General features: G+C 70.0%; 9 protein-coding genes and 2 tRNA genes. 1 reads left to right on the forward strand and 10 read right to left on the reverse strand.

Translation table 11 applies throughout. From position 1 onward, the window contains the following. Positions 1-179: 179 nt before the first annotated feature. Positions 180-253 (reverse strand) — tRNA-Ile (locus tag ABT297_RS05395). Positions 254-346: 93 nt separating this feature from the next. Then, positions 347-419 (reverse strand) — tRNA-Asn (locus tag ABT297_RS05400). A 224-nt stretch (positions 420-643) separates the two neighbouring features. Between ABT297_RS05400 and ABT297_RS05405 the strand changes: the two genes are divergently transcribed. Beyond that, positions 644-976, forward strand: a complete 333-nt coding sequence (locus tag ABT297_RS05405; protein ID WP_350545248.1) for a hypothetical protein — start codon at positions 644-646, stop codon at positions 974-976. A 374-nt stretch (positions 977-1,350) separates the two neighbouring features. On the opposite strand, the gene ABT297_RS05410 is transcribed toward ABT297_RS05405, so the two are convergent. The 8 genes from ABT297_RS05410 to ABT297_RS05445 all read right to left on the reverse strand — a co-directional run bounded on the left by ABT297_RS05410 (position 1,351) and on the right by ABT297_RS05445 (position 11,972). Continuing rightward, positions 1,351-2,358 (reverse strand): sugar phosphate isomerase/epimerase family protein, encoded by a 1,008-nt coding sequence (locus tag ABT297_RS05410; protein WP_350544986.1) that lies wholly within the window; start codon positions 2,356-2,358, stop codon positions 1,351-1,353. 420 nt (positions 2,359-2,778) lie between these two features. Continuing rightward, complete coding sequence (locus ABT297_RS05415) at positions 2,779-4,317, reverse strand: ThuA domain-containing protein (protein ID WP_350544988.1); 1,539 nt, start codon at positions 4,315-4,317, stop codon at positions 2,779-2,781. Between the two features lie 221 nt (positions 4,318-4,538). Then, positions 4,539-5,717 (reverse strand): xylose isomerase, encoded by a 1,179-nt coding sequence (xylA, locus tag ABT297_RS05420; protein ID WP_502885497.1) that lies wholly within the window; start codon positions 5,715-5,717, stop codon positions 4,539-4,541. A 19-nt stretch (positions 5,718-5,736) separates the two neighbouring features. Then, positions 5,737-6,873: a Gfo/Idh/MocA family protein gene (locus ABT297_RS05425; RefSeq protein WP_350545251.1), complete on the reverse strand. Its 1,137-nt coding sequence runs from the start codon at positions 6,871-6,873 to the stop codon at positions 5,737-5,739. Between the two features lie 86 nt (positions 6,874-6,959). After that, a complete protein-coding gene (locus ABT297_RS05430) occupies positions 6,960-8,015 on the reverse strand; it encodes a substrate-binding domain-containing protein (protein WP_350544990.1) in 1,056 nt (351 codons plus the stop codon). Positions 8,016-8,143: 128 nt separating this feature from the next. Beyond that, complete coding sequence (locus tag ABT297_RS05435) at positions 8,144-9,199, reverse strand: ABC transporter permease (RefSeq protein WP_350544992.1); 1,056 nt, start codon at positions 9,197-9,199, stop codon at positions 8,144-8,146. Next, complete coding sequence (locus ABT297_RS05440; protein ID WP_350544994.1) at positions 9,196-10,785, reverse strand: sugar ABC transporter ATP-binding protein; 1,590 nt, start codon at positions 10,783-10,785, stop codon at positions 9,196-9,198. The genes ABT297_RS05435 and ABT297_RS05440 overlap by 4 nt, the downstream gene beginning before the upstream one ends. Next, a complete protein-coding gene (locus tag ABT297_RS05445) occupies positions 10,782-11,972 on the reverse strand; it encodes an ROK family transcriptional regulator (RefSeq protein ID WP_350544996.1) in 1,191 nt (396 codons plus the stop codon). The genes ABT297_RS05440 and ABT297_RS05445 overlap by 4 nt, the downstream gene beginning before the upstream one ends. Positions 11,973-12,060: the final 88 nt, after the last annotated feature.

A 12,060-nucleotide genomic window follows, 5' to 3' on the forward strand; every position in this document is an offset into this window, starting at 1 on the left:
CGCGGGGCGGCGAAGCCCCCGGCGAAGCGAGCGAAGCGAAGCGGTGCCGCGCGAAGCGCGGCATGGGGGGCGCGGGGTGGCGAAGCCCCCCGCCTGGAGCGAGCGAAGCGAGCGCGAGGAATCCACAGGCTCCCAGCGAGCCGCCCAACGGGCGCGCGAGCAGGGTGAACCCAAGCCTGTGGGGCGGGCGGGACTCGAACCCGCGACCAAGGGATTATGAGTCCCCAGCTCTAACCTGCTGAGCTACCGCCCCGAGCGTCGCAAGCTTACCGAGCTATGCAAGTCGAATGCCGCCCCGAAACGGGTATGAGCGAGAAAAAAAATGGCCCCCAAGGGGCCGGTAAAGCTCCCGCGATAGGACTCGAACCTATAACCTGCCGGTTAACAGCCGGCTGCTCTGCCAATTGAGCTACGCGGGACCGCATCTCCCCCTGTTCGAGGGCGACCGGGAAAGAGTACAGCACGACTCGGGGGGTCCGCGCCAGTGGGTATCCCATGCGCGGGCGCAGACCACCGCATCGGGTGCCAGATCCTGGCAAACCGAGGCAAGATCGATGTGTCGGGACGACGATGAACGGGTATGTCAACGCAGACGGCGCAGCAGGAAACGATGATCCGGCGCCGTCAGAAGGAGGTCGTCGCCATGCGCGGCAAGCTACTGTTCCTCGGCGGTCTGGCCGCGGGCTTTGTGCTCGGTGCCCGGGCCGGCCGGGAGAAGTATGAGGAGATCAAGGCCACTGCTCTGAAGATCAAGGAGAGCCCGACGATGCAGGAGGCCGCCGGGGTCGTCCAGGAGCAGGCGACGCGGCTCTACAGCGAGGGCAAGACCAAGGTCACCGACAGGCTGGCGAACAGCCGCTTCGCCGAGACGGATCTCGGGCAGCGTCTGCTGCACACGTCACAGTCGCCCGCGATCGAGCGGGACATGGCGACGAGCGGCGCGCGCACGACGCCGTCGACGGGCACCAGCTTCTAGATCACGACCGAGCACGTGCAGGCCGACCCGACAAACCGGGTCGGCCTTCGCATTTTCGACCAAGGATCAAAGTCCGAAACCAAACAGGATCGGACAAAAGGTCAGCGTAGGCCAGCGAGTCAAGATCAACGCGGACCGGCGGCGGGCAACCGCAACAAAAGGACTACCGCAACAAAGCAGGGCGAGCAACAAGGCAGGGCGGCCAGCGAAGCAAGGGCGGCCAGGACGCCGGATCAGGCAGCAAAGCAGCGCGCGGCAAGCCGCATAACCGAAATGTCGGATACGTCGGTCACGACGGTGCCTGACACATCCGCTCAAACGGGACGTACGGCGCGGCCCTCGACGAAAGCGAAGGCCGCGCCGGAAGAGGAGCGTCAGGACGAGGACGAGAAGGCCGCGTCGAAGGCGGCCGCCGGGGCGTCGAAGGCCAGCCTGCGCACGAACTGCAGGGCCTCCGGGGCGCCGACCAGCCGGTCCATGCCGGCGTCCTCCCACTCGATCGAGATCGGGCCGGTGTACCCGATCGCGTTGAGGGCCCGGAACGAGTCCTCCCACGGCACGTCGCCGTGGCCGGTGGAGACGAAGTCCCAGCCGCGGCGCATGTCGGCCCACGGCAGGTGCGACGCGAGGCGACCGCGGCGGCCGTCGCCGGTGCGAACCTTCGCGTCCTTGCAGTCCACGTGGTAGATGCGGTCGGCGAAGTCGAAGATGAAGTTTACCGGGTCGAGCTCCTGCCACACGAAGTGTGACGGGTCCCAGTTGAGGCCGAACGCCGGGCGGTTGCCGATGGCTTCGAGGGTGCGCCGCGTCGTCCAGTAGTCGTACGCGATCTCGCTCGGGTGCACCTCGTGCGCGAACTTGACGCCCACCTCGTCGAAGACGTCGAGGATCGGGTTCCACCGGTCGGCGAAGTCCTGGTAGCCGGCCTCGATCATCTCCGGTGGTACCGGCGGGAACATGGCCAGCGTGTGCCAGATCGACGATCCGGTGAAGCCCACGACCACGTCGACGCCGAGCTTGCGCGCGGCCCGCGCGGTGTCCTTGATCTCCTCGGCGGCGCGCCGCCGCACGCCCTCGGGCTCGCCGTCTCCCCAGATGCGGGCCGGCAGGATGCCCTGGTGCCGCTGGTCGATCGGGTGGTCGCAGACGGCCTGGCCGACCAGGTGGTTGGAGATGGTCCAGACCTTCAGGTTGTACTTCGCCAGCGTCTCCAGCTTGCGGTCCACGTAGGACTCGTCGGAGATGGCCTTGTCGACCTCGAAGTGGTCGCCCCAGCAGGCGATCTCGAGGCCGTCGTAGCCCCACTCGGACGCGAGACGGCAGACCTCCTCGAAGGGAAGATCGGCCCACTGGCCGGTGAAGAGCGTGATTGGACGCGCCATGCTGCTGTCCTCCGATGAAGGGGGTTCCAGGCGCGAGGGAGACCTGTTGATTCACAACGGGTGGAACGGAAACGAAAGTGGGTTGCGCCCCCACGCTGTAATCCTAAAAGACCTGCTAGCAAAGCAAAAGAGGATCCCCGCCCGCTCGGACCGCGCAGGAGAAAGGAGTCCGGGCGGCATCGGCGTCGCCGACCCGGAATCCGCAACGGCGCGTCATGTGTCCGAGCGGGCGGGGCCCGAAGGAAGGGCCGGTCGGCGTCTCGGCCCCACCTCCGTCAATCCGGCCGGCGCGAGGCCGACCGACGTTCGATCCGGCCGGCGCGACTCCGACCGAGGGTCAATCCGGCCAACGCGACGCTGACCGATGTTCGATCCGGCCGACGCAACGCCGGCCGAGGGTCGATCCGGCCGGCCGCGGCGTCAGCCGATCAGCGTGAACTCGTCGATGTCGAAAAGCGATCCGGCACCGCCGCGGAACACGAGGTACAGACCGGTGGAAGCATTCGTGGCGAGCGGAGTCGAGGCCTCCTGGAACGTGTCCCAGCTGCCCGTGTTCGCCAGCGCGATCGTGCCGAGCAACGCGCCGGTCGAAGAGCCCGCACGGAACTCCACGGTGCCGCCCGGGCCCGCCGAGGACCACCTGACGCGCACCCCGGCGACCGTGGCGAGGTTGACGCCGGTGTACCCGGCCCAGTCGTTGTTGTCGATGAAGCCCGCCGTCTGGCCGCCCACCGCGGGGCCGTGCGCCGCGACCTGCAGGCCGCTCATCGACGACCACGCCTCACCCTGCCGGGTGGTGGCGTTGCGCAGGAGGGTGAACTGGTCGACGTCGAACAGCGAGTTGCCGTTGCCGCGGAACACGAGGTACAGCGAGGTGGCGGCGTTCGAGGCGAGCGGCGTGAACACGTCGCGGAACGTCTCCCAGCCGCCGGTGTTGGGCACCGCGACCGAGCCGAGCAGCGCACCCGTGGTCGAGCCGGCGCGGAACTCGATGGTGCCGCCGGCGCCGGCCGAGGAGGCGCGCACGGTGACGCCCTTGACCGCGGAAAGGTTGACGTTGTTGAACCCAATCCAGTCATTATTGTCGATGTATCCGGCGGTCTGGCCGCCGACGGCCGGGGCGTGGGCCGCGACCTGGACTCCGCCGGTCGAGGAGAACGCCTCGCCCTGGTAGACCGAGGCGCCGGACGGCGCGGGCACCGAGCAGTCGGCTTCGACGCGCTTGGCGGTGTAGCGGATGGCGCCGAGCAGCAGCTTGGTGAAGTTCGGGTCGACGTAGCTCTCCTCCGTGTGGCCGAGGCCGGTGTAGAAGGAGCGTCCGCTGTCGATGGTCTTGCACCAGGTGATCGGGTGGTCGCCGTTCATGGTGCCGCCGGAGTACGACGACTCGTTGAGCGACGTCAGCACGTGCGCGGTGCCGCGCGGGTTGGACTGGTAGTTGTACCACTCGTCGGTGCGCACCCAGGTGGCGCCGAGATGCGCCGTCGCCGGATTGGTGCGGTCCTCGACGTTGACCGTGGCCTGCTGGATCGCCGGGTGCGAGGCGAACCAGGCGCCGGCCAGCGTGCCGTAGAAGGGCCAGCCATACTCGGTGTCGGCCGCGGCGTGCACGCCGACGTACCCGCCGCCGCCGCGAATGTACGACTCGAACGCGGTTTGCTGCGCGTCGTTGAGCACGTCCCCGGTCGTCGACATGAAGACCACGGTCTGGTACTGCGCGAGGTTGGCGGTGGTGAACGCGCCGGCGTCCTCGGTGGCGGTGACGGTGAAGTTGTTGGCGGTGGCGAGCGATTGGATGGCGGCGATGCCGTTCGGGATGGATGAGTGGCGGAAGCCGGCCGTCTTCGAGAAGACCAGCACCTTGTACGGTGCGTCGGCCGCGCTGGCGGGCGCGGCGCTCAGGACACCGGTGGCTAGGAGGCCCACCGTAGCGGCGGCGAACCACGAGCGGATGGTCATGACAGTTCCTTCACGATCGACTCGTCGGGTCTGCGCGCGCCGCCGCGCTGTCATGTCGGTACAGCTCTTCAGTTGTCGTTTGCCCGGGGCCACGGCCCGGCACCTGGCTGGCGCCGCGCCGGGGCTCCGGTGTGCTCTCCCCCGGAACCGGTATCCCCACCCGCGGGGCGCAACCGCGGATGGTCCCTCGCTACCGGTGCCGGCGGAGAAGTCGGAGGGGTTCAGCCACGAATTCCCAGCAGGTGCTCCATGGCCAGCTGGTCGAGCCGCTCGAACGCCATCCCCCGGGCGGCGACCGTCTCGATGTCGATCTCCTCGGCGCGCAGCGCCTCCAGGGACTCCCCCGGCAGCAGCGTCGGCACCGACAGCTCGTCGACCCGCGCGGTCGCCAGGGCGGCGGACACCTCGGGGTCGTCGCGGAACGTGCGGACCTTCTCCTTGAGGATCAGGTAGTTGCGCATACAGGCCGCCGCGGTGACCCAGACGCCGTCGGCGTCCTCGGTGCGAGGCGGCTTGTAGTCGAAGTGGCGCGGCCCGGCGTACGCCGTGGGGTAGCCGGAGCTGTTCTCCAGCACGTCGACGGTCCAGAACGCGCCCCGCAGGTTGCCGGCGCCGAAGCGCAGGTCCTGGTCGAAGCGCGGCCCGTGCTGGCCGTTGAGGTCGATGTGGAACAACTTGCCGTGCCACAGCGCCTGCGCGATGCCGTGCGCGAAGTTCAGCCCGGCCATCTCCTCGTGCCCGACCTCGGGGTTGAGCCCGACCCGGGACGGCTCGTCCAGCGTCGAGATCAGCGCGAGCGCGTGGCCGATCGTCGGCAGCAGGATGTCGCCGCGCGGCTCGTTCGGCTTGGGCTCGATCGCCAGGCGGATGTCGTAGCCGCGCTCCCGGATGTACGCGCAGATCGCGTTGATCGCCTCGCGGTAGCGGTCCAGCGCCGCGCGCATCTGCTTGCCCGCGCCGGACTCCGCACCCTCCCGGCCGCCCCACAGCACGTACGTGGGCGCGCCGAGCTCGGCCGCGAGGTCGATGTTGCGCAGCACCTTCTGCAGCGCGAACCGCCGCACGGCACGGTCGTTGGCGGTGAACGCGCCGTCCTTGAAGATGGGGTGCCCGAACAGGTTCGTGGTGGCCATCGACACGACCAGGCCGGTGCCGTCCAGTGCTTCCCGGAAGCGGGTCACGACCTTGTCGCGCACGGTCTCGTCGCTGCCGAACGGGATCAGGTCGTCGTCGTGGAAGCTGACGCCGTACGCCCCCAGCTCGGCCAGCCGGTGCACGGCCTCGACCGGGTCGAGCGCCGGGCGCGAAGCCGACCCGAAGACGTCCTGGGCCTGCCAGCCCACCGTCCACAGGCCGAACGAGAACCGGTCGGCCGGCGTGGGGACGTACGGATCAATCATGCCGAGACCTCCGTGCCGCTCACGCCGCCACGCTCACCCAGGAGGAGTCGGACTTCTGGACCGCGTCGAGCACGAGCTGCACCTGCAGGGCGTCCTCGAAGGAGGGCGTCGGGTCGGCGCCGGTCGCCACCGCCTCGATGAAGTCGCGCATCTCGTGGGTGAAGGAGTGCTCGTACCCGATGATGTGCCCCGGCGGCCACCAGGCCCCGAAGTACGGGTGCTCGCCCTCGGTCACGAGGATGCGGTTCCAGCCCTGCTCGGCCGCGGGCCGCGTGGCGTCGTAGAACTCAAGCTCGTTGAGGCGCTCGAGGTCGAAGGCCAGCGACCCGTACTCGCCGTTGATCTCGACCCGCAGCCCGTTCTTGCGGCCGGTCGCGAACCGGGTCGCCTCGTACGTGGCCACCGCGCCGCCGTCGAGCCGGGCGATGAACAGCGCCGCGTCGTCGACGGTGACCTCGCCGGTCGCGATGCCGGCGTTCGCCGACAGGCCGCTGGAGGACTCCGGCAGCGGTCGCTCCTTGATGAACGTCTCGGTCAGCCCGGAGACGCCGGTGATGCGCTGGCCGGTGACGTACTGGGTCAGGTCGATGATGTGCGCGCCGATGTCGCCGAGCGCGCCCGAGCCGGCCAGCTCCCGCTGCAGCCGCCAGACGAGCGGGAAGCTCGGATCGACGATCCAGTCCTGCAGGTAGACGGCGCGGACGTGGCGGATCGCGCCGAGCCGGCCGGCGGCGATCAGGTTGTGCATGAGGGTGACGGCCGGGACCCGGCGGTAGTTGAACCCGCAGGCCGAGCGCACGCCCAGCGTCCGGGCCTTGGCCGCGGCCGTGACCATGGCACGTGCCTCGTCGACCGTGTTGGCCAGCGGCTTCTCGCACAGGACATGCTTGCCTGCCTCGAGCGCGGCGATGGCGATCTCGGCGTGGCTGTCGCCCGGGGTACACACGTCGATGACGTCGATGTCGTCCCGGGCGATCAGCTCGCGCCAGTCGGTCACCGCCTCGGCCCAGCCGAGCCGGCTCGCGGCTTCCGCCACCTTCGCCCCATCACGACCGCAGACGGCGACCATGCTCGCCCGCGCCGGTAGGTCGAAGACTCGGTTCACGGTGCGCCACGCCTGCGAGTGCGCGGCGCCCATGAAGGCGTAGCCGACCATGCCGACTCGCAGCTCCCCGCTGCTGCCTTGACTGGACACTGGCGGTTCCTCTCTGATTCCGTTGGTTCAAGTAGTTCCGGATGGGGTCAGGACTTGAAGCCCAGCGGCAGGTACTTGTCGACGTTCTCCTTGGTGATCGTCTCGGACTGCAGCACGATCAGCTTCGGCACCTGCAGTTCGACCAGGTCGGTCATGCCGTTGCCCTGCGCCGCGAGGCGGGCCAGGATGATCGCCGACGAGGCCATCGACGGCGGGTAGGTCACCGTCGCGGTGAGCACCGTGTCGCCGGCCTTGATGTGGTCCATCGCGTCGCGGGAGCCGGCGCCGCCGACCATGAAGAACTCCTTGCGCCCCGCCTGCTGGATCGCGGCGAGCACGCCGATGCCCTGGTCGTCGTCGTGGTTCCACACGGCGTCGAGCTTCGGCGCCGCCTGCAGCAGGTTGGCCGCGGCGGCCTGGCCCGACTGCACGGTGAAGCCGGCGGCGACGCGGTGCTTGACGCTCAGCCCGTAGTTCTTCAGCGTGTCGGCGAAGCCCTTCGAGCGGTCCTTGGTCAGCTGCAGCTCGTCGATGCCGGGGATCTCGCCGACGACCGCGTCCGTCTTGCCCTTGAGCTTCTCGCCGATGTAGTGCCCGGCGGCGACGCCCATGCCGTAGTTGTCGCCCTTGATGAGGCTGAACGAGGCGGCGGAGTCGGAGAACTCGCGGTCGAGGTTGATGACGATGATGCCGGCGTCCGTCGCCTTCTTGCCGATGGCGGTGAGCTGCGCGCCGTCCTGCGGCAGCAGCACGATGGCATCCGGCTTGCTCGCGATGAGGGTCTCCAGCGCGGCGATCTGGGCGGGCGCGTCCTTACCGGCGTCGACCACCTTGAGCGTCACGTCGGAGAACTTCGCCGCCTGCGCCTTGGCGTTGGCGGTGATCGCGCCGATCCAGCCGTGGTCGGCGGCCGGCGCGGAGAAGCCGATGGTCACCGGCTTGCCGGGCGCCGCGCTCGCGGCGTTGCCGTCCTTGACGTTGGTCTGAGGTGCGCTGTCCTTGGTCTCGTTCGACGTGCAGCCGGCCAGCAGCGCGCCGGCGCCGAGGGCCGCCCCGCCGAGCAGAAGCCGACGGCGGGACATGTCGGGCGAGATTGCGCTCATCTCACGACCTCCTGGTCGTCTGTGGGATGTTGGGTTTTTTCGGGGGTGTACTTCATGAGCTGTTTTTCGGGTGCGCTGACCCGCGCTACCGTCCCGGCGTGGACGTCGCGAGCGATCGTGGAAAGGCGCTATGAGGAGGCGGGTCTGCGCCAGAGCGATGTGACCCGGAACTGCTGGACGAGCACGGCGACGACGATGATGCCGCCGTTGATGACCCGCTGGATGTCCAGCGGCAGGTTGTTGACCACGAACAGGTTGGTGATCTGGCTGAAGATCAGCACGCCGAGCAGGGAACCGATGATGGTGCCGCGGCCGCCCGTCAGCGCGGTGCCGCCGATGATCGCGGCGGCGATCGCGCTGAGCTCGTAACCGTCGCCGTTGGTGTTGCTGCCGGAGGTGGTCTGCGAGACGACCATCAGCGCCGCGATGCCGCAGCAGAGGCCGCCCAGCACGTACAGCAGCACCGTCTGCAGGCGGACGTTGATGCCGGCCAGGCGGGCCGCCTCGGTGTTGCCGCCGATGGCGATCGTGCGCCGACCGAAGGTGGTGCGGTTGAGCAGGACCCAGCCGAGCACGACGACGACCAGGAAGATGATGACCGTGTACGGCACGCCGAGGAACTTGTCGCCGGCGAGGCTGATGATGAACTTGTTGTTGGTGATCTGCGTGTGCGACCCGGAGATGTTCTGGGCCAGGCCGCGGGCGGACACCATCATCGCCAGCGTGGCGATGAACGGTACCAGCCGGCCGTAGGCGATGAGCACGCCGTTGACGAGCCCGGCGGCGGCGCCGACGGCCAGCGCGGCGAAGACCATCGCGCCGGCGCCGTAGCTCTGCGTCGCCACCGTCGTGCACCATACGCTCGCCAGGGCCAGCAGCGCGCCGACCGACAGGTCGATGCCGCCGCTGATGATGACGAACGTCATGCCGACGGTGATCACGCCGATGCTGGAGGCCAGCGAGAGCACCGTGAGCTCGTTGCTCCACAGGCGCTCGATGTCGAGGAAGATGTCCGGGCGGGTGATCGCGCCGATGATCAGCAGGAGCAGGAGCACGCCGATCAGGGCGAGGTTGCGCTTGGCGTTGTCCGCGCCGTCGCGCTGCCACCAGCTCTGCGCGGTCACGCGGGGTGGCTCGTGGACGCCCAGCGGTTCCGTCGGGCTGATGCTACTGGCGGTGCTCATGCTGCGGTCCCTTCGGGGGCGGTGCTCGCCAGGTCGGCCCCGTCGAGCAGCGAGCCGGCCATCACCAGGTCGAGCACGGTGTCTTCGTCGAGTTCACCGGCGGGGGCCTCGCGCACGACCCGGCCCTCCCGCATGACCAGCACGCGGTCGGAGAGGCCGAGCACCTCGGGCACCTCGCTGGACACGAGCAGCACGCCGACACCCTCGTCGGCGAGCCTGCGGATCACCTGATACAGCTCGGCCCGCGCACCCACGTCAACACCGCGGGTGGGCTCGTCGAGCAGCAGCAGCCGGGTTCCGCCGAGCAGCCACCGGCCGACGACGACCTTCTGCTGGTTGCCGCCGGACAGTGTGCGCACCGGGCGGCGGACGTCGGCGGGGCGCAGGTCGAGGTCGCGGGTGACGCCCTCGGCCGCCTCGCGCTCGCGCCCGGCGTCGGTGAAGCCGGCCCGCGCGTAGCGGGCGAAGCCGGCCAGGGTGACGTTGCGGTAGATCGGCTCGCCGAGCAGCAGCGCCTGGCTCTTGCGCTCCTCCGGCGCCATGCCGATGCCGGCCCGGACGGCGGCGTTGACGCTGCCACGGCGCAGCTTCGCGCCGTTGAGCTCCACCGTCCCGGCGGCGGGCCGGCGCGCGCCGTAGATGCTCTCGAGCACCTCGGACCGGCCGGAGCCGACCAGGCCGGTGATGCCCACGATCTCCCCGCCGTGGACGGCCAGCGACACGTCGGTGAAGCGGCCCGGCAGCGTCAGCCCCTCGACCCGCAGCAGCGGCGCGCTCTCGAAGGTGCGCGCGGCGGGCCGCTCGGGGAAGACGTACTCAATGGTGCGGCCGGTCATCCGGCTCACCAGCTCGCGGTTGGGGGTGCTCTTCGCGCCGAGGTTCGCGGCGGTGGTGCGGCCGTCCTTGAGCACCGTGACCCGATCGCCGATCTCGCGGATCTCGTCGAGGCGGTGGGAGATGTAGATGACCGCGATGCCCTGCTCGGTGAGGCCGCGCACGATGCGGAACAGGTTCTGCACCTCGTCGTGGGCCAGCACGGCGCTCGGCTCGTCCATGATGAGCAGCCGCGCCTCGCGCGACAGCGCCCGGCCCATGCTGACGATCTGCTTCGCCGCGGCGGGCAGCTTGCCGACCTCGCGGCCGACGGGGATCTCCGGGTGGCCGAGGCGCTGCAGGATCGCGGCCGCGCCGCGGCGCATCGCCCGCCGGGCCACGAAGCCGCCGGTGTTGGGCTCGTGGCCGAGGTACATGTTCTCGGCCACGCTGAGCCCGTCGACCAGGTCGAGCTCCTGGTAGATGGTGGCGATGCCGGCCTTCATGGCGGCCTGCGGGCTGCCGAAGGCGGCCGGCTCGCCCTGCCACCAGATCTCCCCCGAGTCCGGGGTGTGCGCGCCGGAGAGAATCTTGATCAGTGTCGACTTGCCCGCGCCGTTCTGCCCGAGCAGGCAGTGCACCTCGCCCGCGCGCACCTCGAGCTGGACGCCGTCGAGCGCGCGGACGCCGGGGAACGTCTTGACCACATCGGTAAGCCGGAGGACCACGTCCTCCGGGGATTGTCCGGCGGTCTGTGCCGGTGGTTCTGTCATGATGGCCGTCCATATGCGAGTTCGCTCGCCAGCACCGCGGCGCCCACGACGCCGGCGCGAGGGCCGAGCTCGGACAGGACGACCGGCAGGTTGCCGGTCGCAAGGGGCAGCGAGCGCCTGTACACCACGCTGCGGATCTCGGCGAGCAGGATGTGCCCGAGGCCGGCCAGGCCGCCGCCGATCACGATCATCGACGGGTTGATGAAGCTGACCAAGCCGGCGAGGACCCCGCCGATGCGCCGCCCACCGTCGCGGATGATCCGGATGCAGGTGACGTCGCCCTCGGCCGCGCCGTCGGCGACGTCCTTCGCGGTCACCGCGCCGTTGGCGGCGAGGCGGTCCGCGAGCGCCGGGGAGGCGCCGCTGCGGGCCGCGGCGGTCGCGTCGCGGGCGAGCGCGCCGCCGCCGAAGAGCGCCTCCAGGCAGCCGACGTTGCCGCACGCGCAGATCGGCCCGTGGCTGTCGACCTGGATGTGGCCGATGTCGCCGGCGCATCCGTCGGTGCCCCGATAGACCTCGCCGTTGAGGTAGATGCCGCAGCCGATGCCCGTGCCGACCTTGAGGAACAGCAGGTTGTCGACCGAGTGCGCGACGCCGCCGTAGCGCTCGCCGATGCTCATGATGTTGACGTCGTTGTCGACGACGACCGGGCAGTTGTGCTCGCGCCCGAGCGCCTCCCGCACCGGGAACCGGTCCCAGCCGGGCATGATCGGCGGCGAGACCGGAACTCCGTCGCGGAAGCTGACCGGGCCGGGCACGCCGATGCCGATGGCATTGAGGCGCTCGTAGGCGCCCTCCGCCCTGAACTTGTGCAGGATCTCGTTGACCCGCTGCAGGATCACCTTCGGCCCCGAGCGGATGTCTGCCGGCTCCCCGTACGCGGTGATCGGCTCCAGCCGGCCGTCGGTGATCTCCACGTCGATCGAGCTGGCGCCCAGGTCGACCGCGGCGAAGCGCAGCCCCGGGTCGAGCTCGACCAGCGTCGAACGCCGCCCGCCGCGGCTCGCGGCCGGCCCCGCCTCGCGGATCAGCCCGGTCGCGACCAGCGCGTCCAGGTCCGCCAGCAGCCGGGGCCGCGGCACCTCGAGGCGATCGGCCAGCTCCGCACGCGACAACGCACCGGTGTCCCGCAACAGGCGGAGCAGGCGCGACTGAACCGGGTTGTCAATGGCACTGACCGTGTTCATGGGGCACCTCCTCGTCAGGTCGCAGGCAGGTGTCCGCGACATGCGGCTACACCACCACACCTGCACGCCGCCCCTGGTTTGCCGGGCC

Origin of the sequence: Dactylosporangium sp. NPDC000555, from assembly GCF_040300025.1 — a bacterium.
GTDB lineage: Bacteria > Actinomycetota > Actinomycetes > Mycobacteriales > Micromonosporaceae > Dactylosporangium.